This is a genomic window from Bacillus sp. K2I17, assembly GCF_002209985.1.
In the GTDB taxonomy this organism is placed as follows: domain Bacteria; phylum Bacillota; class Bacilli; order Bacillales; family Bacillaceae_G; genus Bacillus_A; species Bacillus_A wiedmannii.
In genome coordinates this window covers 46495-72053 of record NZ_NJGF01000021.1, presented here as the reverse complement: position 1 = coordinate 72053, position 25559 = coordinate 46495, and the positions used below count along the sequence as shown (strand labels likewise).

Annotated in this window: 17 protein-coding genes; 13 read left to right on the top strand and 4 right to left on the bottom strand. The window is 31.8% G+C overall.

All coding sequences use genetic code 11. The features are described 5' to 3' along the window. Positions 1-125: 125 nt before the first annotated feature. The 8 genes from CER22_RS21260 (at position 126) to CER22_RS21225 (ending at position 9880) form a co-directional block, all read left to right on the top strand. A complete protein-coding gene (locus tag CER22_RS21260) occupies positions 126-3254 on the top strand; it encodes a metallophosphoesterase (protein WP_087985032.1) in 3129 nt (1042 codons plus the stop codon). Between the two features lie 103 nt (positions 3255-3357). Next, on the top strand, positions 3358-4329 hold the full coding sequence (locus tag CER22_RS21255) for an FRG domain-containing protein (protein WP_088609507.1): 972 nt from the start codon (positions 3358-3360) through the stop codon (positions 4327-4329). Between the two features lie 110 nt (positions 4330-4439). Continuing rightward, positions 4440-5144, top strand: coding sequence for a lantibiotic protection ABC transporter ATP-binding protein (locus tag CER22_RS21250; RefSeq protein ID WP_087985030.1), 705 nt, complete (start codon positions 4440-4442; stop codon positions 5142-5144). Positions 5145-5147: 3 nt separating this feature from the next. Next, positions 5148-5900 carry a lantibiotic immunity ABC transporter MutE/EpiE family permease subunit gene (locus CER22_RS21245; RefSeq protein WP_088609506.1) on the top strand — a complete coding sequence of 251 codons (753 nt, stop codon included), beginning with the start codon at positions 5148-5150 and terminating at the stop codon, positions 5898-5900. Position 5901: 1 nt separating this feature from the next. Continuing rightward, complete coding sequence (locus tag CER22_RS21240) at positions 5902-6660, top strand: lantibiotic immunity ABC transporter MutG family permease subunit (RefSeq protein WP_088609505.1); 759 nt, start codon at positions 5902-5904, stop codon at positions 6658-6660. A gap of 40 nt (positions 6661-6700) precedes the next feature. Beyond that, positions 6701-7363 carry a response regulator transcription factor gene (locus CER22_RS21235; RefSeq protein ID WP_087985027.1) on the top strand — a complete coding sequence of 221 codons (663 nt, stop codon included), beginning with the start codon at positions 6701-6703 and terminating at the stop codon, positions 7361-7363. Then, positions 7351-8712, top strand: coding sequence for a sensor histidine kinase (locus CER22_RS21230; RefSeq protein WP_088609504.1), 1362 nt, complete (start codon positions 7351-7353; stop codon positions 8710-8712). The genes CER22_RS21235 and CER22_RS21230 overlap by 13 nt, the downstream gene beginning before the upstream one ends. A gap of 181 nt (positions 8713-8893) precedes the next feature. Then, entirely contained in the window at positions 8894-9880 is a 987-nt protein-coding gene (locus CER22_RS21225; protein WP_087985025.1) for a choloylglycine hydrolase family protein, read from the top strand. Positions 9881-10336: 456 nt separating this feature from the next. On the opposite strand, the gene CER22_RS21220 is transcribed toward CER22_RS21225, so the two are convergent. After that, complete coding sequence (locus CER22_RS21220; RefSeq protein WP_000461129.1) at positions 10337-10522, bottom strand: hypothetical protein; 186 nt, start codon at positions 10520-10522, stop codon at positions 10337-10339. Between the two features lie 483 nt (positions 10523-11005). Here CER22_RS21220 and CER22_RS21215 point away from each other — a divergent pair, with 483 nt between their 5' ends. Continuing rightward, positions 11006-13789, top strand: coding sequence for a dynamin family protein (locus CER22_RS21215; protein WP_088609503.1), 2784 nt, complete (start codon positions 11006-11008; stop codon positions 13787-13789). A gap of 97 nt (positions 13790-13886) precedes the next feature. Here the strand turns inward: CER22_RS21215 and CER22_RS21210 are convergent, their stop codons facing one another. The 3 genes from CER22_RS21210 to CER22_RS21195 form a co-directional block, all read right to left on the bottom strand. Next, complete coding sequence (locus CER22_RS21210; protein WP_088609502.1) at positions 13887-15806, bottom strand: LTA synthase family protein; 1920 nt, start codon at positions 15804-15806, stop codon at positions 13887-13889. A 465-nt stretch (positions 15807-16271) separates the two neighbouring features. Continuing rightward, positions 16272-17609, bottom strand: coding sequence for an NAD(P)/FAD-dependent oxidoreductase (locus tag CER22_RS21200; RefSeq protein ID WP_088064267.1), 1338 nt, complete (start codon positions 17607-17609; stop codon positions 16272-16274). A 265-nt stretch (positions 17610-17874) separates the two neighbouring features. Further along, the gene (locus CER22_RS21195; protein WP_060487524.1) at positions 17875-18678 is read right to left on the bottom strand and encodes a cell wall hydrolase; all 804 of its coding nucleotides are present in this window, start codon (positions 18676-18678) and stop codon (positions 17875-17877) included. A 290-nt stretch (positions 18679-18968) separates the two neighbouring features. Between CER22_RS21195 and CER22_RS21190 the strand changes: the two genes are divergently transcribed. The 4 genes from CER22_RS21190 to CER22_RS21175 all read left to right on the top strand — a co-directional run bounded on the left by CER22_RS21190 (position 18969) and on the right by CER22_RS21175 (position 25556). Continuing rightward, a complete protein-coding gene (locus CER22_RS21190) occupies positions 18969-20810 on the top strand; it encodes a S8 family peptidase (protein WP_088609501.1) in 1842 nt (613 codons plus the stop codon). A gap of 177 nt (positions 20811-20987) precedes the next feature. Beyond that, positions 20988-21968, top strand: a complete 981-nt coding sequence (locus CER22_RS21185; RefSeq protein ID WP_088064265.1) for a phosphatidylinositol-specific phospholipase C — start codon at positions 20988-20990, stop codon at positions 21966-21968. 231 nt (positions 21969-22199) lie between these two features. Further along, a complete protein-coding gene (locus CER22_RS21180; protein ID WP_088064264.1) occupies positions 22200-23915 on the top strand; it encodes a methyl-accepting chemotaxis protein in 1716 nt (571 codons plus the stop codon). Positions 23916-24146: 231 nt separating this feature from the next. Further along, the gene (locus tag CER22_RS21175; RefSeq protein ID WP_088064263.1) at positions 24147-25556 is read left to right on the top strand and encodes a GH1 family beta-glucosidase; all 1410 of its coding nucleotides are present in this window, start codon (positions 24147-24149) and stop codon (positions 25554-25556) included. Positions 25557-25559: the final 3 nt, after the last annotated feature.

The window sequence follows — 25559 nt, the reverse complement described above, 5'->3', positions numbered from 1 at the left end:
CCTTAAATGATATTAAATACGCTACCTTCCTGACTAGCTGAATATTACACATATAAAAGGGCTATTATGGTAAAATGAATTAGTGGATTTATACAAAAGTAGAATATATAGGGAGTGGGGAGTTTTTGAGTACGGTTTCAGTTATACATTTTACGGATATACATTTAGCAGATACTGATAACTCTATTATGGACAAACAAAATGCATTATGGAGGGCTTTAAAATCTGAATTGAAATCATCGGATTACATTGTTTGTTGTATATCGGGTGATATTGCACAAAGTGGAAAAGAAGATGAATATTGTAATTTTGCTATTCCTTTTTTTGATAATCTACAAATTGAAATAAAAAAGGAATTTAATCAGCATCTTGAATTTTTGTTGATTCCGGGCAATCATGACTGCGATTTTTTTGGGGATTCAGGAAAAAATGCAACTCGAGATGTCTTAATAAAAGCAATTAACAATCAAGATAGTGAACAGCTTTCAATACATACAATTGATACTATTAGAGTTCAAGAGAATTTCGATAATTTTAAAAGCCTGTATCATGAGCAATGGGAAAATATAGAGTTAATTCATGATGATCCTCTCCTTCAAAGAGCAATTCTTAAGATAGGTGAGAAACAAATTATTTTTAATTTAATGAATTCTTCGTGGATATCAACTTTAAGAGAACAACCAGGGAAAATGTGGTTCCCAGTTAAGCAATATCGCCCTATTATGGAGACAACATTAGGAGATGTGAATGTCACTATGATTCATCATCCTGATCATTGGTTGGACCCTGATAATAGAAGAGAGTTAAGAAATTTACTAGAAAGTTCTTCTGATTTTATTTTAAGTGGACATGAACATTCTCATACAAATACTATTCTTACAGATTGGCAGAATAAACGTGTTCAATATATTGAGGGAGGAGTTCTTCAAGAACGTTGGGATCCAGAGGTAAGCCATTTTAAAGTATTACATTTAAATTTAGAAGATGATACACAACGTATTAAAGAATATTCTTGGAATGGGGATTTATATAAAGAGATAGATGATACAGATTGGTGTGATCTCCAAACAGCTTCAATGGCAAAGGGGAAACACCGTACAACTTTAAATATAGTAGAAGAATTTAACTCGTTTATTTATAATATAGGACTTCCATATACACATCCAAGAAAAAACAAGTTAGATTTAATTGATTTATTTGTAGCCCCAGATCTCAGAGAAATTATTTTACGTGGAAATAGTGGAAGTGAAGTGACTGAATATGTTTCCTTTGATCAAATGCTCGTAGAACTGCAAGAAGATGAGCATTTGTTAATTATAGGAGATAAGGAATCTGGAAAAACAGCATTAAGTAAGCAATTATTTACTCATTCTTTTAATATGGGAAAAAAGCCAATCTTTATTGAGGGGGCAAAGATAAAAGGAGATCACATTAAAGGAATTGACAAATTAATTAAAACTGCAACTAAACAAATTTATGGAGAAGGAACCAATGATCAATATGTTCAACTTGATAAAAAGGACAGGGTGTTAATAATTGATGATTGGCATAAATGTATCCTAAATGCAAAATTTAAATCTTTATTTTTTGAAGAAGCGGCTAAATGGTTTGGGAAGATAATAATAATGGCGGATGAGATTTCAAATATGAGAGAATTATTATTGATTCTTTCAAATCATGAACAGCATAAAGTACGCCAATTTGAAATTCAAGAATTTGGTCATGTAAAAAGAGCTGAACTTATTGAAAAGTGGATATTATTAGGACAAGAATCTACTATAGATGAAAGTAAACTTATAGTAATTAAAGATCAATTAGAAAGATCCGTGGATTCAGTCATTGGGCAAAACTACGTGCCTACATTTCCGCTATATTTACTTATAATTTTACAGGCTTTTGAAAGTAGTACACCTCATAATTTAGATCGTAGTACAAATGGGTATTATTATGAATTATTAATAAAACAGGCATTGACAAAGATTCAAGTTACAAATGAAGAAACAGATGCTATGTATAATTATTTGACAGAATTAGCTTATAATTTTTATAAAAATGAAAAACAGGTAATAACCGAAGAAGAATGGTATAAGTTTCATAAGTTATATACAGAAGAATATGCTTTACAATTTAGTAGTCAATTTGAATTCACTAAATATAAAACTAAAATCTGCAATGCGCTTATTTTGCAGAGGTCTGGTGAAGGTTATGTTTTTGCATATTCTTATATATATTATTATTTTGTAGGACAGTACTTAGCTAGACATATAGGTGAAGAAGAAGTTAGAAATACGATTTCAAAAATGTGTTTCAATCTACATCTATCTGACTATGCTCATATATTGATGTTTTTGACTCATTTATCTAAAGATAATTTTATTATTTCGCAAGTAATTAATGTAACGAAATCTCTTTTTGAGGATGTACCAATTTTAAAATTAGAGTCAGATATTGATGTGTTTAATAATTTATTAGATGAAATTCCTCAGTTAGTTATTGAGAATATAGATGTAAATGAGAATAGGAAAAAAGTTCATGAACAGAAAGATGAATATGAAAGAGAGTTGAAAGTTCAGAAAACTGAGTTGAGTTCAAATGAAGTGGAAGTTGGAAGTGAAATACAAACAATTTCTGAATTCAATAAATCATTAAAGATGCTTGAAATTGTCGGTCAAATCTTGAAAAATTACTATGGATCAATAAAAGCGCAGGAAAAAATAGAATTGTGCATTGAGGCATATGCTGTGGCATTAAGAACAAATAATGCATTCTTGGAAAGATTTAAAGAAGACAAGGATTACATTGTAAAATTCCTATGTTCGTTGGCAGAAGAGAAAGGTTATTATGATAGGGAGAAAGTAGAAAGTGAAGCTAAAAAATTCTTGTTTATGTTAGCACAGGCTATTACATATTCATCTATAAACAAAGTAAGTACTGCTGTAGGATCAAGAAATTTAGATGAAATTTTTAAAAGAGTATATGATGAAATGAGAAGTACATCAGTTAATTTAATTAATGTAGGAATAAAATTAGAACATTATCATCAGTATCCTTATCATGAAATTGCTCAATTATATAATGCTTTATCGGGGAATAAAATGGCACAAGATATATTACGACGTATGGTGGTGAAATATTTATATATGTTTAAAACCACCTTTAAGGATCAACAACGTATTTGTGATTCTGTAGGTATTCAATATACACCACAAAAAATGCTACAGGTGATAAGTCCCAATAAAAGATTTAGGGATTAGCTTTAGAAAAATTAAGTTAACATTGTTTTGAGTAAAGACAACAAAATTGTTTAATTTTAGTCTTGGAAATACAATAACCATTACGCTAGGAGGAAACAGTACTATGAAACAAGATATTGCTTTAGATTTTCAAAAACATATAGTGACTAATTTTAAAGAGTACTTAGATGTAGTGAAGTCTTTAAAAAGTAAAGAAGAAAATTTATGGTTTAGGGGACAAGATAATGCAAGTTTTCAACTAGTTCCAAGCGCATTAAGGAATTGCTATGAGATTAAGGATCAATTCGATAGAGATATTAAACCACAAAAATTAACTGAGTATAATAATAAGGGTAACCAGGTGGCTTATATTAATGTTCATTCTATGTTGCAGGAATTTAAGTTAATTGCCAAACAACATTTACGTATTGAACCTACAAATAATCTAGAATGGCATTTTATAGCACAACATTATGGTATACCAACAAAACTACTAGACTGGTCAACTGATTCACTGGTAGCTTTATTTTTTGCAATACAAAAAAATAGAGAAGGATTGCTACAGGACAATATAGAGAACGCTATAGAAGATTTTCGATGTAATTCCTATAGTGATAAAGGAGCAAGTGTATTTGTGGTAAATCCTGGTGAGCTAAATAAAGTTATTGCTGGTTATACTAAAGGAGGAACAGAAGAACCTATTGATTTTACATTGAACTCTGCTATCTATAATGAACAAATAGAAAAAGGTTTTCTTGACGGTTCTAATCAGCTATTACCATGCTGTATAACTAGTACCCCAATAGATAAGCGTATTTGTAGACAGTCTGGTAATTTTACTATACATGGCAGTTTTGTATGGCCGATAGACCACATAGATCAAGCGAAAAAAATAATACACAAAATATTTATTCCTTATAATTGTATAGAAGAAATGAAAGAGATGTTATATGCCCTAGATGTTACAGAAAATTCTCTGTATGGCCATTCTGATTTAGATTCATATTCAAAAGATATTAGTAATAAAAATCAGGAAAAGCTACGATTAGCAGTTAATGAGCTGAAAATTAAATATAATCAGCAGATGATAAAATGATTCCTTAAAAAAGAAGCGATGAAATAAATCGCTTCTTTTTTCTTTTCCTTATAGAATCCTTATAATTGTCGTTTACTCTAGAATTACAATATACGAGGAGGAAGTTTAGGATGACTGAGATGATGTTAGAAACAAAAAAACTTTGCAAAACATTTAGAAAGCAAAGTGTGGTACAAAACATTTCGCTTTCTGTACCGAAATATGCAATTTATGGATTGTTAGGTCCTAATGGGGCGGGGAAATCGACAACTTTAAAAATGATAACAGGTATGCTTATACCTACTTCTGGTGAGATTTATTTTGATGGTCATAAATGGACGCGGCAAGATTTACATTCTATTGGTGCTTTAATTGAGTCTCCGCCACTTTATGAAAATTTAACAGCAAGAGAAAATCTGCAGGTTCGTACGACTGTTTTAGGTTTGCCTAAATCAAGGATTGATGAAGTATTGCATGTTGTGGAGCTAGAGAATACAGATAGGAAAAAAGCGAGGGAATTTTCTATGGGGATGAAGCAAAGATTGGGAATTGCAATTGCATTGCTGAATCATCCGAAGTTTTTAATATTAGATGAACCGATGAATGGACTAGATCCTTTTGGGATTCAGGAACTAAGAAAACTAATCCTTTCCTTTCCCGCAAAAGGAATTACTGTCATTTTATCCAGTCATATTTTAAGCGAAGTAAGTCAAATTGCAGATCATGTTGGGATTATTTCAGGCGGTGTATTGGGGTATCAGGGGAAACTGAATAAGGATGATGACCTAGAAGATTTATTTGTACAAGTGGCTGGAAAGTATAGAAGGGAGGCATAAGAAATGAATCTATATATTGCATCTGAAAAAATTAAAATTAAACATACTTTTTTGAACAAACTTATATGGCTAGTTCCATTTGCTACAATACTAATTGCTTTTTTATTATCGGCGGATTATTTTCAATTATCTAGTTACAACTGGTGGTACATTACGATGCTTCCAGGAATGATTTCTTTAAGTTGTGTACTTCTTGCGGAGAAAGATAAGAAAATGAATAATCGTTCTATCTTATCGTTACCAGTTTCATTAAAACGAGTATGGATTTCTAAAGTATTACTAATTGTAGGGATTTTGAGCTTTTCATGCATACTTTTTTTCTGTGGAATCCAGTTATCTAGTTTACTATTAAATAAGGAGAATTTCCGAATCATTCCTACAGTAAATGCGCTAGTAGGAAGTGTTCTTTTAATCGTTACTTTTATGTGGCAAATTCCGATATGTTTGTTTTTAGGTAATAAATTAGGTCTATTTCCGACACTTTTATTGAATATAGGGGCAAATGGACTTTTTGGGGTTGTATTAGCAACAGAAAATATTTGGATGATTAGTCCATACACATATCCAAGTAGACTTATGATTCCTATTTTAAAAATACTACCAAATGGTTTATATGCGGAAACCGGAAGTGTAACGTTCAAACCAGAACTCCTTTCCTACGATGCAATTCTGCCAGGCGTGGCAATTTCTATCGTGTTGTTCCTTTTGTTCACTTATATGACGGCAAAATGGTTTGAAAAGCAGGAGGCAAAATAATATGACAGTCTTGTCGAGAATAGTAAGAGCCGATTTTATAAAAATGAAACATACGGTTTTTTTCTGGATACATATAGCGATGCCAATCATCGGTATTGCTCTTTTTTTAAGTTATTCTTCCATTTCAAAAGTTGATTCTATAAATAAGGTTTCAGGATATATTCAAGTATTATCGATATCTTTTCCGTTGCTAATTAGCATTGTGTGTTCTTCTGTTGTGGAACAAGAGGCTGTGGCAGCGAATTTTAAAGAACTTTTATCAACGGAATACGGAAGGCGTAAAGCATTTATTAGTAAAGTATGTTTACTTTTAATATGTGGGTTTTGTTCAACTATATTGGCAGTCGTTGGGTTTGCAGCAGGGTTTCATTTTCTGTTAGGGCAAAATGACTTTCCATTTGCTTTGTATGTTGAAATTTCCTTCATTCTTTTTGGGTGTCAAATCTTTATGTATATATGGCATCTTTTCTTAAATTTTCGTTTTAGTAAAGGTACTTCCATTGGGATTGGAATTATAGAAATCTTGCTGGCAGCTTTAATGCTTACAGGGATGGGAGATGTGATTTGGAAATACACGCCATGTGCGTGGAGTGTGAGATTATGCAATTATTTTTTGGAACACAAATTGAGTCCCGATTCTATTCATGTCTTACAAGTAGAGGCAAAAATGGGAGCGGTGATTTGCGTTTGTTTCACGATCATTGCATTTGTTATTTCCCTTATGTGGTTTTCCTTTTATGAAGGACGCAAAGAAATGTAAATATATTTGTATTATAATGGAAACGAGGGGGAGATTCTATATGGCAAGAATATTAGCAATTGATGATGAGGACGGTATCCTTTATATTATTAAAAGTGCTTTAGAGAAAGAAGGTCATGAGGTAACAGCCGTTAGTAATCCTCTTGCAATATCAAAGGATAAATTTTGTCATTATGATTTAATTCTATTAGATGTCATGATGCCAGAAATAGATGGATTTACACTGTGTAAGGAAATACGAGATTTGGTTGATAGTCCAATTGTGTTTCTAACTGCCAAAACAATGGAGAAGGATCTGATTACAGGGCTTAGCCTCGGCGGAGATGACTATATTACAAAACCTTTTGGAATTGGAGAACTGCGTGCGAGGGTGTCTGCACATGTAAGGCGTGAGCATAGAGAAAAGCAAAATGCATTTTTTCTGTCAGGTCTTACATTTCATCTATCATGTAAAGAAATATGGCATGAAGATACATCTATCGCATTTACGAAAAGTGAGTACGGAATTTGTGAATATTTAGCTTTGAATCATGGACAAGTATTTTCAAGAGAAAAGATTTATGAAAATGTTTTCGGATATGAGGGAGAAAGTGATAACCAAGTAATTGTAGAACATATTAAAAATATCCGTCAAAAATTATGTAAGCATGACATGAATCCAATAGAAACAGTATGGGGAATTGGTTATAAATGGAGGAAGTAAAAAAACAAGTCAACCTTAGCAAAATATTAATCCATTATATCTTTGCATTTTCAATAGGGACGATTGCATTAGTTACCTTTTTTATGGTTCTATTTCAAATTGGAGTTAACGCAGAGATAATCCTTCCAGCGAATTATTATGAAAAACAGATTGAATCACAAAGAGACGCCATAGTTAAAGCCGAACAGGACGATGATCAAATTTTAAAACAATATAAATATGTTGTGTATGATTTTTCAGGAAACGTTATTCAAGGGAGTATTAATAAAGAATATGCGGGACAAATATGGAATAACATGCAGAATGATGAAAAAGGTGATAGTAAGTACTATTATGCAATTATAGAACGCGATAAAGATGTTTGTGTCATTCTATATACTTTACATGCTAATTTTAAAAATCCTTTTTTGCAGAAGTATTTACCGAGTCCGGAAGTTTGTGAAATTGTCCTTTTTATTCTATTATTTGTTGCAGAAGTGATAATTCTATCTCGCTATTTTGGCAAAACATTGTCAAAGGAAATGCTGATTTTAAAAAATATAACGGATAAAATTCAAAAGGAAGATTTAGATTTTCAAGTAGAACAATCTAAAATAATAGAAGTGAATGAAGTATTAAATTCTTTAGTGAAAATGAAAGATGAATTGAATAGTTCCTTACGTACACAGTGGGATATGGAAACGAATAGAAGAGAGCAGATTGCTGCTTTGGCACATGACATTAAGACGCCATTAACGATATTGAGAGGGAATGCAGAGCTATTAAATGAATCAATGCTAGATTCAAATCAGAAAAAATGTAATGAGCATATTTTGAAAAGTGTTGATGAGATGGAAATGTATATGAAAACTTTACTCGACATTACGAAATGTGAGGAAGGCACTTCACTTCAATTTAAGCAAATAGATCTACATAAATTTGTTCGTAATATTATAGAAGAAAGTGCAATTTGTGTTTTGGGCAAACAGTTAAATTTAATTAAAAATGTTCAGGATATACCAAATTTGATTCATGTTGATGAGACTGCTTTGAAAAGAGCCATTATGAATATAATGATGAATGCAATTGAATATTCTCCAACAAATGGCGACTTGATGTTTTCAGTGGAAATGATTAGTGAAAAACTGCAATTTATTGTCGAGGACTCGGGAAGAGGGTTTACAGAAGAGGAAATAAATTCAGCTACAGAGCAGTTTTATAGAGGAGATAAAAGTAGAAACTCTAAAAATCATCATGGAATGGGCTTATACATTGCTGAAAATTTTGCAAAGCAACACGGTGGAAACCTTTACTTAAGTAATTCGGAAAAGCTGTGCGGTGCAAAAGTTGTTTTGGAAATATCAATGTAGTAGAGAGGATACAGATTATAACAAGTCGTTCCGTTTAAATATAATTCTTTTATAAACTAGAAATAACCTATTTGTAATTTATATGTGCTTTCTCATTTTTTGTAAGGAAAGAGGTTTTCAATTTACAGACTTATCAGAATTATGTAAAGTGTAGATAAAACCATAAAATGGGGTGTTCTTTATGTGTACTAGTTTGACATTACAGACAAAAAACGGTCAGCACCTTTTTGCAAGAACGATGGACTTCACATTAGATATGAATCAAGAAGTAATAATTATTCCTCGACATTACCAGTGGAATAATATAACTGGTGAAATTATTAATACGAAACATGCTACGGTTGGAATGGGTATTAATCATCAAGGAAGGATCATTATGGCGGACGGAGTAAATGAAGCAGGTATGACATGTGCAACACTCTATTTTCCAGGATTCGCTACTTATAGTCAAAGCATAGATGACAACAATACAAATTTGGCTCCATTTGATTTTGTGACTTGGAGTCTGACACAATTCAATTCTGTCAAAGAGTTAAAGGAATCTGTAGATAGCCTTACCTTTTTGGATATACCATTACCGGATTTAGGACTTACGCCACCGCTACATTGGATTTTAGCGGATAAATGGGGAGATTGCATTGTACTGGAGCCGACAAATGAAGGGTTAAAAATGTATGATAACCCACTAGGAGTGATGACGAATAGTCCGGAGTTTAATTGGCATTTGCAAAATTTAAGACAATATATTGGCCTTAAATCGCAGCCATTCGCGCCAACTGAGTGGAGTAACTTACCATTAAGTGCTTTTGGTCAGGGCTCAGGTTCAATGGGACTTCCAGGGGATTTCACCCCGCCATCAAGGTTTGTGCGAGCAGCATATGGCAAACAAAACATTCAAGGTATAGATAGTGAAGAAGAGGGAGTATCGGCCCTATTTCATATTTTATCAAATTGCGAGGTTCCTAAAGGCGGAGTAATAACAGAAGAAGGTGCATTAGATAATACCATATATACAAGCGTAATGTGTATGGAGTCCGGAACATATTATTATCATACCTACGATTGTAGACAAATTATAGCTATTCATTTATTTCATGAAAATTTAGATACAGATGAGATTAAAGCTTATCCGTTCCAACGGAAACAAAAAATATTTTATGAAAACTAAGTAGCTTTGAAACAACTTTTAGTAAATTTTTAAATATATATAATAGAGCAATAATGGCCAATATAATTGTTGGGTGCTTCTTTAACTTTGTGATTTATCATAAATTTACTCCTTTCTTCAATTACGCCAACGAGTAGATTTATGCTGGTAGGAGCATTGGCTAAGAAATTTATTTTTAATTAAACTAGTTTTTATTTTTTCTAGAGGGGCCATTAAAGTGCTACTAGGTAAAATAAATATGGGCGTACTTTATTTATAGATAATAGAAGAACAAAAAAGGTATGGAAACTATCCATACCTTTTTTGTTCTTCTATTATCTATGTATAAAAAAGCGCTGTATATCAGCACTTTTTAAAAGTACATGAGTTGTATAAGAAAAATTTATTTATTACCTATAACTATGCAAGGTCTAATATAGATTCTTATTCGATTAATTGTTATAAGGGCCTATAAGGTTATTTGTTTTTATTATTATTAATTTTTTCCGTATATAACACCTGTTCTTTATAGTGTTTTTTAATTGGGAAAGTATGTGTACCAGAGCCGTTTTTGAAAGTTTTATTGATGGGGTTTTTTAGCGGGATTGTTGTAGTTTCAGTAAATTCATATGGGTAGTTTATTTTAGATTTATCTTCAAACATGAAAATGCCTCCTTTTAGGATTTCCTGAATTCTTTACTATAACATGATATGCATATAGATTTTTTTTGGACTAGTTATTTATAGAGGTTAATGGAATTAAATTACGTAACTACTGAAATATTTCAAAGGAAAACAATGTGAGAAATATATGATAATGCTTCTTTTATTTATTAGGGAAGGGAATAATGCATATATATTCGTTATAAATTGTTTTTATAATATGGGTTTATATAGACTTTTCCTGATAATATAATGCGGGAGATTATAGTGTTATTAGGTTATTAGGAACATTTAATGCTGTTTCATAACTGAAAGGAAATTGAAAAAAAACTGAAACTTTTCTCATAAAAATTCAATCTAACTTGAAAAATGAAAGGAAAATGAAATTTTCCAAAAGATATTCTTTGTTAAGATAAAAAGCATACATACAAAAAGTATTGACATATCTTAAAAATGTATTTTCAAGATATAGTGGGGGAAAAGATGAGAGTAGAAAAACAATTAATAAAAAAGATGTATTATGAAACATTCCTAATGGAGAATGAAACAAAACCACCTATTGATGTACTTGGAGAAGCTTATGTAAACGAAGAAAGAAATGAGATTTCTGATGGATCTTACATTCGTTTTGCACAAGGTGAATTTTATTATCGCCATCAAGATTTTGAAGCAGCTATTTTTAAATGGGAAAAAGTTAATAATGAATTAGCACCATGGGCACAAAAAAATATTGCCGATGCTTATTTCGAGCTTAATCAATTACCAGTTGCTGAAAATGTTTATACGTCCATTACTACTGATAATATAATATTGATGACGGAGATTAGATTACAATTACTTTCTCTTTACATAGAGCAAAATAATTTTGACTCTGCTTTCGCTGTTATTAAAGAAGCAGTTTCTTTAAATCCGGATTATCCAAATGTCACAAAAATTGCCCGTTCCTTTTATGAGGAGCAGCAAGATTTTGATAGTGCAGTAGAGCTTGCTGTGAATGAGTTAATTCGAACAGAATCTTATCCGTGGTTTGAGGTTTTAAAAGGATATATCGATAAAAGATTTACTAAACATATTTCACCAGATTATTTTTATGAAGTATTAGTTACGTTAAATAATGTAGATCAAGTACAATTTACGCAAATGGTTTCATCACTTTGGAATAGTTATAAAAACGAACAAAATTACTTATCATGGCTTAACACAATAAATGAATTTTTCTTACATATTGAAATACATTCGTCCGATATATGGGACAAAATTTCTTCTCTTTACGAAGGAACGTACTTTGAATTAATTCAAGGTCAATATATGCTTAAACAATTGCACGATATCATTCCAAACTTGTTAACAAATTGGTTAAAGGTTGTCAATCCATCTTATGCTGTATTTCCATCTGCAGCTGTATTGGCATGGGATGAGATTTTCCCTTCCGAAATAGATTCAGCAAATATAAAACATGCTGAAAACCTGTTGTTATATTCTATTAATCATGTGGATGGCTTAGAGTATAGTTTGCATCTTTTTGAATCTATTACAGAGTGGGCACAAAAACATAATATAGAAATGGGTCACCGATTTAGATGGTTAGTTGGCGAGCTCGCAGATTTAAGCACAAATCGCATTTTAGTAACGGGAACTTCAGGAAACGGAAAAACTACATTTATTAACTCTATAATAGGAGAAAATATATTAGAAAAATCAATTTCAAATGTAGTAGTTTTAAAAAATGATGCGCATACAGAAATTAACGCCATAACAGACTCAGCAATTACAACAACGGAAGATGTCTCTGATTACCATAATATGATGTCTCAGCACCAACAAACATATAGAGATAGAGCATGTGTTGAATTTAAATTACCATGCAGATTTTTAAGTGAAAATAAACTTACATTTGTAGTTACACCTGGATTTAATAGGAATAACGATACTAGAGATGAGGTATTCGAATATTTAAATTCTGTAGACGAATTACTATTCGTATTGAATGCGGATTCACCTTTTACTGACAAAGAACGTGATATTCTATTAAGCATTCAAGAACATACACCAAATTTACAAATTCATTTCTTATTAAATAAAATCGATAACATTTACAGTGATGCAGAAGTGAAAAGAGTATTACATGATACGCAAGCGAGAATAAACACATATTTCCCGCATGCGAGAATTTTCCCTTACTCTTCGTTATATACAAGTAGTCAACAATTAAATGATTTAACTGAGTTTATTCATTTTAACTTTAATCATAAAAATGTCGATGCAGAACGTACGGAAAAGCTATTGTTTTTCATTCGAAAAACAATTACATATCTATTGGATAAACGCGTTGAGAAAGAAAACAATTTAGTGGATTCTATTCATTGGAATGAAGATATGCTAGTGAAACTAAATGGTAGCAGTAATAATCTTACTACTTTTGAGAAGGAAAAAATTCATTTCATTACACAGTCATATCGTACAATGAAAACGGAAATTACGAATGAACTTACTGAAAATATTCCGAAGATATTACAGAGTTGTTCAGATTTAATTAGTGAAGAAAGCGATTTCGGGCACATTGATACGGAACTAAATAAAGCGATGAATGAAAGAGTACATAAATATTTAGAACAAACTGTATTACCTAATTTTGCTCTTTCTATGAAAAATTGGATTGCGATTTCTAATAATGAGCTCCTTCAAAGTCAATCGTACTTAGAAGAACTTAGTGAAGGACTTAATTCTTTATTTGGAGAAAATCGAATACAGTTAGAATGTGATTTTAAAGTGCTTGATGACTGGCGCAGAGATACTGACAGAATGACGACTAGAATACAAATGGATGAAGTAAATATTTTACGTCGCTTTACGCCAGCACAATTTTTACTGAAAAGTGCCGGTAAATTATTTGGAGTTCTTCCTAAAAACAAAGGTATGCTATATAACAAATACAAACAGTATGTAGAAAATGAAGATTATACTGAGGTAACGGCTTCTATTATGAAGAAATTTTTCTTGCAATTTGAGCTATTTGAAAACACGCAAGAGCGGGATATTAACATATTCTTTAGGAATCCATTTAACTCCTTGAAACAAGCTGTAGAAAATACTCATTTAGAAATACAAGAAAAACAAGAGATGTTACATAAGATGAAATCACAACCTGAAGTTTATCATGATTCTATCATGCTCTTTGAATTGAGATTACGTCAATGTGAAGTAATTTTAAATATAGGTGATGATCATACCTATACAGATGTAACTTTAGAAACAAGCGTAGAATAAAAGTAAAATATACGAGGTTTTTATATGACATTGCATCATATGTTATACGATAGTAAAAGGGAGCAACTTATTACAGTTGCTCCCTTTCATATTTAGATTATTTTTCAGTCTCTTTAATTTTAGTTTGTACTTCGCCAGTTTTAATTTTATTACTTTCTGAGAAACGTAATAAATCGCCTTCAATAATTTTGTCAGACATTCGTAATTCATTTTGTGCACGGTTAATGAGTGCTTGTGCTTCTTTTTTTGGTAAATCTACAATTTCACCTGTTATGCGGTCATAGAAAGTGTTGTTTGTGTATACATACTTCTCTGTAATAAAGCTACCATCACGTAAAACAACAAAACCGGTATATTCATCTGAAAACATATCATGACCAAAACGGATATCGTTCGTAGTATTAATCCCTAATAAATTTAGAATAGTAGGTTTTATATCGATTTGCCCCGTAGGTTTTGAAATCGTTTGACCTTCTGTTTGGCCAGGCATATGAATATATAAAGGTGTGCGTTGTAAATTTAAAGTATCAAATTCTGTTATTTGATCTTTTTCTAAAAACTGTGCCATTGCACGATTGTGTTTTTCAGAAATACCATAATGATCACCATACAACACAATAATAGAATCATCATACATTCCCTCGGCTTTTAAACGCTCAATAAATTTTTTAATTGATTCGTCTAAGTAACGTGCTGTTACGATATAACGATCAAATACGCCATTACCAGAGTTGTATGGTTCAATGAATTTTGTATCTTCATCATAAGTAAATGGATAATGGTTCGTTAAAGTAAGGAAACGAGCGTAAAATGGTTGGTCAACAGTTTTTAATATATCTACTGATTGATCAAAGTATTCGATATCTTTTAATCCCCAATTTAAATTTGTTTCGGGCGTAATTTTGTAATCAAGTTCATTATAGTAACGATCATAACCGAGAGCAGAGTACATAATGTTACGATTCCAAAATGTTGCGTTATTCGCATGGAATACAGAAGTGAAATAACCTTGCTGACGTAAAATCTCTGGAGTCGCAGTATAATCATTGTTACCGTGCGTGAAAAATACAGCTCCTCGATTTAATGGATACAGCGACGTATCGATTAGAAATTCAGAATCGGACGTTTTTCCTTGCCCAGTTTGGTGGAAAAAGTTATCGAAGTAATAGCTTTCATTGATGAATTCATTCAAGAATGGTGTAACTTCTTGACCGTTAACTGATGCGCCTATTAAAAAAGTTTGCAGAGATTCAAGAGTGACAACAATTACGTTTTTTCCTTTCGCTGCACCAAACATGTTAGGGTTTGGCTCACTTTGGTTTGCCTTTACGTAGTTTTCAGTTTCTTGTAATTTACTACTATCAGCAAGTGCTTTTTGTGATCCTGCTTTTACTTGCAGTGTTAAATCATATATTTGATGAGTGTATAGTCCTAAATTTTTAACAAGCATGACTCGGTCGAATGATCTCGTTAATAGTTCAGGGCGCTCTTTTTCTGCAAGGTGTAGATTCGCAAAAAATACACCAATCGTTAAGAGAAAATATACGAAGCGTGCCGGATGAGTTACACGTCCGGTTTGGAAGACTAGTGCCTTCTTCTTTAACAAAATAAAGAAGAAAATAATGTCTACGAATGCGAGAATAATTTTGTAGTTCAATATTTCTATAATACTGCCGCCTAATTGGCCAAAGTTTGATGTTTGTCCAAGTACTGGTAACGTAACGAAATCACTATAAAAATCATAGAACATTACATTCCCAACAAGTACGATTGTTAATAAGAGATTAATACATAGCGCTATATAATTTCGCTTTTCACCGGTTGCAAATAATGCTAATCCGACAAAAGCTAATGATGCAGCGAGAGGGCTAATAAACAAAATAAGCTCTTGTGTAGAAGACTCAATTTTTAAATCAAAACTGAATCTTGTAATAAGATATGTTTTTAACCATACTGTTAACGCAATTATTAAAACAAAGCTTATATTTTGCATTTGTAAATTAATTTTATTTTTCATTTTTACACCTTCTTTATACGATTTATTTAACTTGTGTTATATATTATATTTTCATAACTATTAGAGTGTAATGAACCATTTAATGGTTTCTAAAGGTAACAATATGAAGTATTCATATACGTACAATAGGGAATTTTAAAGCGCAAATCTATTTTTGGAAATAGAACAGAAAAAGTCATAGTTGTAGTAAAAAATACTTATAGACATCCTAACATATTAAACACTATAGTGATGTTACAAAATATCGAACAAATGAAAGTGGAAATGAATAGAGGCTTTTAAAACTGTTGACATTCAATTTGTTAGAATTGAATGTCGATAGTTTTACCATACATAGTTATGTTAAATATGTATCTCGTAAAATCCCGATTTTTGGTGGGATAATCATTAGCGGGGGAAGGACAAGGTACATAAATAAAGCGTTATGGAAGTTAAAATATTTGATTGCTATCTTAATGAAAGAAATTAAATATGAGATAAATATTTTCCAACATATAACCCACTTGCAGCAGCTTGAGATAATGAATGAGTGACGCCTGAACAATCTCCAACTAAAAATAGTCCATGCACACTTGTTTCAAAATGGTTATTTATTTTTATCGTAGGAGCATAGAATTTTCCGTCAATTCCATATAATAAAGTATCTTTATCGATCGGTTCTTGGATGAATTGTTCTAAACGTAATAAAAATTCTTTAAGCCCTTCAATATATAATGGAGGAATTTCTGTATGCAAATCGCCATAATCTCCTTGTAGTGTAGGCTGTATACGGTTATGTTTCATGCCTTTCTCTGTTGTAGGTTGTTTATTTAGTAAGTCCTCTAAGCGCTGTATAACAATTCGATCTCGTCCTTGGTTAATGCTTTTAATAATTGAACTTGCGTATACATTTGCTTCTTTGAGAGTTGAAAAATAGCGCGGGATAAATAAAGTGAAATTTAAGTTAGGTGTGCCAGTTCCTTCCTCTCGAAAATTTTGACCGTCAGGCATAACTAAACCTTCTTCGTACTTTCTAATGATGCGTCCTTTCGGATTCATACAGTACGTAGTTGCTGTGAATTGTTCATGCTCATAAGAAAGTTTTGTCTCAAATGTATCTTTTAATATAGAACGTAATTGGTGTTCTTTCATCTCTACTCTAATACCTAAATCTACACGAGTTTGTTCCTGAGAAATATTTAGAGAAGTGCACATTTCTTTTAACCAATCCGCTCCGGAACGCCCAGTTGCAAACACTAGTTGCTTAGATTGAACTATTCCTTCATTTGTCTCTATTGTAAAATGATCTTTCTGTTTCATAATATGTTGTACATCTATATGAAATTGAATATTTATTTTCGTAAGTAAAAATTCATAGAGCTGCTGAAAAATGTCACTTGAAAGGGTAGTACCAAGATGTCTTACTTCTGTTGTTAGCATTTGTAAACCACACGTTTCAGCTCTCTTATTGAGATTTGGATTTTCTGTAGAGTATTTTGAAACAGAACTTCCTCCGAACTGACATAGAATTTCATCTACTTCAGCCATGAGTTGAATAAAGCTTTCTTTACCGACTTTTTGCTCAAGTTCTCCGCCAAATCCGTTTGTATAATTAAATTTCCCTTCAGATTTTCCTAAACCGCCAAACCCAAAATATTTATCACATGTAGTACAAGTACACACTTTTCCTTCGTCTAAAGGACAATGGCGATCTTCTAGCGCTTTACCTTTATCAAGAATTAAAACCTTTTTGTTACTTTTAGCCAGTGAATAAGCCATAAAAATGCTACTTACTCCAGCACCGATAATTGTAACGTCATACATATTTTTCCACCTGCTAACGAATAGTTTGTTTTTATTTTTCTAGTGTATAACAATTTTATGAAGTTAAGAAATAGCTTTTATTAATAAAGAGGGAGTTTTTGAACTTGATGCTTTTTTAATTTCTCGGAGTGGTGGGATAAATACAAATGTTTTTATTTGAAAGAAGAAATAGTTTTAAATAATCACTATGTCATATGATTAATAAAATCTAACATATAAAGAAACAGACCTTTCAAGTGAAGAGGTCTGTTAATGATTTCAAATGTTATTTAGCAAACAGATGGTTACCAATTACTGCTACTGTTTGACGTGTCGTAATCCATTTGTCTGTTGATGTTTTTGGATTATAGAAATAAAGCCAATCAGAATGTATGCCATTTGTGGAGATAGCTTCTTCTACTGCCATTTTTGCTTCTGGGCTTGCAGGCTGATTAATTCTTCCATCTGTAACAGGAGTAAAGGCATATCCGTATTTAATAGGTTCATAAATAACGCCTGTTATTGTATTTGGAAAACCTTTTGCATTTACACGATTTAGTATAACTTTTGCTACAGCTACTTTACCTTTATAAGATTCGCCACCTGCTTCAGCGGTAACTAAGCGTGCCATTAAGTCTTTTTCTTTTTCTGAAATGCTTGAGTTAATTTTTAAATGTTGTCCTGTATAAAGCTTGTTTCCGGCTGTATTGTTAATTTGTTTTATAGATTGAACGGTAACGTTGTAACGCTTTGCTATCGTTTCTAATGAATCTCCCTGTTGTACTTGATAAATAATTTGTCTAGAAATGTTCGCAGGTTTGGGTTTGGCATTTTGACGAACGGTGATTTCATTTGAATTCATGGACCCTGGAATATTTAACTGCTCACCAATAAAGGTTTGATCGTTTCCTTTATTGTTAGCCTGTTTAATGGATTGTATTGAAACCCCATATTGTTTACTAATGCCCCAAAGTGTATCATTCTTTTTTACTGTATGAATGGTAGATGCTTCAGCTGTACTTTGATGACATACGAATGTAATTGCAGCTGCAGATATAGGGATTATATGTTTTATTTTTAATAATTTCATTGTAAATCCTCCTAGCAAAAATAAGGTGAAATTGTTAAGTAATATAGTTCAGAATGTCTATACATAATATTTTGATATAAGTATATTAGCACGTATAAAATAAATAATCATCATAAGTTTCTTATTTATGTAGTGTAGAGTCCGAATATGAAATATTGCATATGAAAATACATTGAAGTTCATATTGCTGATTACTATAATCTATTTAGTAGAAAGGGAATATGTTATATAAGTAAAATCATTATAGATTAATATAATGATTACATATTATTAATAGGAGGAGTGATGTAATGAATATATTTAAAAGAATATCTGTTTCAGCTGTAATTATTTCAATATTTTTAGGAATAGGGGACACGGTCAATAGTGTAAAGGCTGATTCTGTAGAACAGCAGAGTAAATTAGGGATAGAACAAGAAACAGATAAGCAAATCATTGTAAAATTCAGAGCGGATTTGAAATTGCCATATGAAGATGGTATTGAAAAACAAATACAATCTCAAACGAACGATAAAGTACTAGAAGATTTTTTTGCAGAATATCCAGATGTAACATTTAATCGTTTATTCACATCTGTAAGCCCGGAACAAATACAAAACCTTGAAGTGAAAGCACCCAATAATATATCTACAAGTTTATTAAACTACTATATTCTTCAAACTCAAAATGGTGAGCAGGAAGAAGAACTAGTAGATAAGTTAAAGACATCTTCTTTAATAGAAGATGTGTATGTGAAGAAACAAGAAAAAATAACGCCACCGGAAGTACAACCATTAAGTGTATCTTTTAATCCTAATAACAATCCTAGATATAAAAAACAAGGTTACCTTGATGCGGCACCATACGGTATTAATGCGCCCTTCGCCTGGGGAGTTCAAGGCGGTAATGGAAATGGTATAACTTTTGTTGATATGGAATATGGATGGCTATTAAATCATGAGGATTTAGTACATCAAAATATTAAGTTAATGTCTGGAAGAAATATAGATCAGCATGTTGGACATGGAACGTCAGTACTAGGAATTGTATCCTCTGAAGATAATGCAGTGGGGAATATTGGGATTGCGCCAAAAGCGAAAGCGAAAGTGATTTCTCAAATAAGAGATAACGGGCAGTATAATACAGCTGATGCAATATTAAGTGCTGTAAATCAGTTAGAAGCTGGGGATGTTTTATTATTAGAGGCACAAGCTTCCTTTGATGGATATGGTGATAAATATTTACCTGTTGAAATACAACCAGATATCTTTGATGCGATTCGTGCTGGTACAGATAAAGGTGTTGTCATTATAGAAGCTGGAGCAAATGGATGGAATGATTTAGATCAATTTAAAGATAGAAATGGTAAACAAGTCTTAAATCGTAATAGTAAAGATTTTAAAGATTCAGGTGCAATTATGGTAGGAGCGGGCTCTTCATCTTTCCCTCATGAGCGTATGTGGTTTTCAAATTATGGAAGTCGGATTGATGTGTACGGGTGGGGAGAAAATGTAGATACAACTACAGCCGAGCAAAGTCGAAGTGCTGTAAATCTTTATACTTCAAGCTTTAGTGGAACATCTAGTGCTTCACCCATTATCGCAGGAGCAGCGACTTTAGTACAAAGTATTGCTAAAGAAAATTTAGGACAACCGTATAGACCAAGTGAATTAAGAACGATATTAAGTAACCGTAACACTGGAACGAAATCTAAAGATCCATCTTCAGATAAAATTGGTGTTTTACCAGATTTGAAGTCTATACTAGTAGATTTAGGGTATGAACGAAGAGAACTGAACGGTGGGAATGAGTTACAAGTAACAGAAAATGAACCAAATAATGAACGTAGACAGGCAAATAAAGTTAACTTTCATACACCAATAAAAGGAACACTACATAATCGTGATAAGGTAGATGTATTTACTTTCCAAATTGACTCACCAGAAAATATTAATATTTCTCTACTAAATGAACAAAACATTGGAATGACATGGGTACTTCATCATGAATCAGATTTAAACAACTATGTAGCATATGGTGAAAATGAAGGGAATGTAGTTAAAGGAACTTATAATGCAAAGCCAGGTAAATATTATTTATATGTTTATAAGTATGAGAATAAAGATGGTTCATATATATTGAATATAAAATAAACGAAAGGAACTTCAGATGAAGTTCCTTTAAATTTTTCTAATTCAGTATATGTGAATGATTTTTTAACTTTACTTCTATGCAATATTTCATATTGATGAAATGTTATTTATTTTTTACTCACCAGATTATATTATATTCAATAAGTTTGATATAAAACAGAAAAGGGAGGAATAATAATGAGCAATAAGAAGTTTATTTTGAAATTATTCATATGTAGTATGATATTTATCACATCTGTATTTGCTTTACACGATAAGCAAGTCGTTGCAGCTAGCTCTGTTATTGAACTTGAAAATTGGTCAAAATGGATGCAACCTATACCTGATAACATCCCGTTAGCACGAATTTCAATTCCAGGAACACATGATAGTGGTACGTTTAAATTACAAAATCCAATAAAGCAAGTATGGGGAATGACGCAAGAGTATGATTTTCGTTATCAAATGGATCATGGAGCTCGCATTTTTGATATAAGAGGCCGTTTAACAGATGATAATACGATAGTTCTTCATCATGGGCCATTATATCTTTATGTAACACTGCATGAATTCATAAACGAAGCGAAACAATTTTTAAAAGATAACCCAAGTGAAACAATTATTATGTCTTTAAAAAAAGAGTATGAGGATATGAAAGGGGCAGAAGGTTCATTTAGTAATACGTTTGAAAAAAATTATTTTGTTGATCCTATCTTTTTAAAAACAGAAGGAAATATAAAACTTGGAGATGCTCGAGGGAAAATTGTACTACTAAAAAGATATAGTGGTAGTAATGAATCTGGAGGATATAATAATTTTTATTGGCCAGATAATGAGACGTTTACGACAACTGTAAATCAAAATGTAAATGTAACAGTACAAGATAAATATAAAGTGAGTTATGATGTGAAAGTAAAATCTATTAAAGATACGATCAAGGAAACGATGAACAATAGTGAGGATTTAAATCATCTATATGTTAATTTTACAAGCTTGTCTTCTGGTGGTACAGCATGGAATAGCCCATATTATTATGCCTCTTATATAAATCCCGAAATTGCGGCATATATTAAACAAGAGAATCCAAAAAGAGTTGGTTGGGTGATCCAAGATTATGTTAGTGATAAGTGGTCACCGATTCTCTATCAAGAAGTTATAAGAACTAATAAGTCACTTTAATTTTCACCATAATTTCATAGAAACAATGTAACGCTATTAAAAGTCTTGTGGAATTCCCATAAGACTTTTTAGTATTGGATATTATGAGAATCAAAGTTCTTTGAATAGGTTTATATAGTTAATATAATAATTTAATGCAGTTATAAAATCGACACAAAAAAATGTCGATAAATGTCGAATATTATTGTAATATAAAACATATAAGTATAATATACAGATGAGGTGGAATTGTTGTCTTTTATTAAAAATAGTAAAATTGGAACGAAATTAAATGTGTTAGTCATTATATCGAGTTTGGCTTGTATCATGTTATCTTCTCTAGGGTTTTTAGGGCTTCAAAAAGGTGAAAATACATCTTCTAGTATGTATGACGAAAGGCTATTACCAATTGAATGGATAGGAACTGTAGAATCAAATTTTTACCATGTTAATATGAATTTTATGGAGATTATGATATCGAAAGATGAAAAAAGAATGAAAGAACTAATAACAGAAATGGATAAGACTAGGAAAGAAAATGATGAGTTATTAAAACAATTTGAAACTAGAATTAGTTCTCATAAAGAAAAGGGCTTGTATAATGCATTTCAAAGTCAATTCAAAGATTTAAGAATACAAATGAAGAAAGCACAGGATTTGGGACTGACTAATAATGAAGAAGCTTATAGCTATTATTTAAAAGAAATTGAGCCTAATATGGGAAAAACAATTCAGTCTATCCGTGAACTTATTTTATATAATAATACCGCGGCTGAACAACTACAAAAAGAGAATATCAATAGTGTGAAAAATACAATAATAACATTTGTAATTATTTCATGTGTTGGAATCATAATAATTATTTTTATTGGTTTTATAATAAAAAATACTATAAAAAAACCAATTGTATTATTACAAAAAGATATGGAACGAGTATCTGCTGGAGATTTAACAATTCGAACTTCTTATAAATCCGAGAACGAATTAGGCCATATTGTACAATCCTTTAATAGTATGTTAGATAACTTGCAACAATTAGTCGGTCAGGTGAAGGTTACAGCAAAAGAAGTGATTATTTCAACTGAAAATATGTTACAAGAGACAAAAACGGCAGCACATATATCAAACGAGGTTGTTCGAACTACTTCTGAAATAAATAAAGAAATAGAGGGACAGGTGACTAGTATTCAAGAAAGTTCAACTGCGATGGAAGAAATTGCAACTGGAGTTCAAACAGTAGCTGAATCTTCAGCGATGGTTGCTGAAGTTGCTGTTGCAACAATAGACCAAGCAAATTCTGGTAGTGAAGTTATAAAACAATCTATTCGTCAAATGAATAGTGTGAATGAAGTTGTCGAAGAAACTTCTAAGGTCATTGATAGACTTGTTACACGTACACAACAAATTGAAGAAGCGCTAGATATTATTACTAATATTGCAGAACAAACGAATTTACTGGCCTTAAATGCTGCAATTGAGGCGGCACGCGCCGGAGAAAATGGAAAAGGATTTGCAGTAGTTGCAGCTGAAGTAAGAGGTCTGGCTGAGAAATCTAAAACGTCTGTAAATGATATAAATAATTTATTACATTTTATACATCAAGATACACAGGATACAGTTCATGTAATGAAAAAAGGTCAACAACAGGCTAGTGGTGGTAAAGAAGCAGCATATAAGGCAGAACTCGCATTTTCATCTATTATGCAAGATATTAATAGAATAACGTCCCAAATTCAAGAAGTGTCTGCTGCCACAGAAGAAATGTCTGCTGGGACAGAAGAAGTGAATGCCTCTTTATCAATAGTCTCTGAAACTGCAACACAAGTCTCGCAAGAAACGAATCGAACGGTACAATCAATTCAAGCACAAGCCACATTGATTCAAGAAATAACGACGAAATCTAATGAAATGAAAAAGAAAGTCGAAAATTTAGAAATGCTAATTTCACAATTCATTATTGAAGAATAAGTTTGTTAACATTTATCAGTAGTATAAACTTTAAGATACTCAATATAGTGCTGCGTTGCACAATTTGAAAAAGGACCTTTATAGGTTCTTTTTTTGTAAATGGTGTGAATGCTATGTTTAATTATAGTGAAAAACAGAAATTTGTTATATAATAATCATTTAAATTTGTACCTACAAATTTTATATGTAATAATGAATTTGATTTATTCTAATGAAATGGAGGTATATACTATGAAGTTTCCACATGATTTTTTATTCGGAGCTGCTTCAGCTTCTTATCAAGTAGAAGGTGCATGGAATGAGGATGGAAAAGGTGTTACGAATTGGGATGAGTTTTCAAAAATTCCTGGCAAAACATACAATGGAACAAATGGTGATGTAGCGGTTGATCATTATCATCGATATAAGGAAGATGTTCGTTTAATGGCTGAGATGGGATTGGAATCGTATCGTTTTTCGATTTCTTGGGCGAGAATATTGCCGAATGGAGATGGAGAGGTAAATGAAAAAGGCATTAAATTTTATAACAATTTAATTGATGAATGTTTAAAGTACGGGATTGTACCGTTTGTCACTTTATATCATTGGGATCTACCATTACCGTTAGAAAAGGATGGTGGGTGGACGAATAAACGAACAGCAGATGCTTTTGTAAAGTATGCCGAAATTTGCTTTAAAGCATTTGGTGATAGAGTGAAACATTGGATTACTTTTAATGAAACAGTAATGTTTTGTGGATTAGGCTATTTAAAAGGTGCACATCCACCAGGGATAAAAAATGATGTTCCAAAGTATTTTCAAGCGACTCATTATGTATTTTATGCACATGCGAAAACAGTTGCGGTGTACAAGCAGCTGAAACAATATGGGGAGATTGGGATTACACATGTTTTCTTACCTGCTTATAGTGTGGATGATGAAAAAGAAAATATACTAGCAGCAAATCATGCGAATGAATATGAAACGTATTGGTATTATGATCCAGTTTTAAAAGGTGAGTATCCACCTTATGTTGTTCAACAATTAAAGGAAAAAGGGTGGACTCCTAATTGGACGGTTGAAGAATTAGAAATCATTAAACAAAATGCCGAAAAGAATGATTTTATTGGCTTGAATTATTATCAACCAATACGAGTAGAAAGATACGATATGGATATAAAGAGCGATGAGCATTCTCGAGAAAACTCAACACTTGCTCCAGGTAATCCTTCTTTTGATGGTTTTTATCGCACAGTAAAAATGGATGATAAAACATATACAAAATGGGGATGGGAAATATCTCCCGAAGGTTTCTTAGATGGATTGCATATGTTGAAAGAGCGTTACGGTGACATAAAGATGTATGTAACGGAAAATGGACTTGGTGATGAAGATCCAATCATTGAAGGAGAAGTTGTAGATGTTCCGAGAATTAAATTTATTGAAGAGCATTTAAAAGTAATAAAGCGTGCAATTGAAGAGGGAATCAATTTAAAAGGTTATTATGCATGGTCAGTGATTGATTTATTAAGTTGGTTAAATGGGTATAAAAAGCAATATGGCTTTATTTTTGTCGATCATAATGATAACTTAAAACGTAAGAAAAAACTTTCGTTTCATTGGTATAAACATGTGATCGAAACGAGAGGAGAAGAGTTATAACAG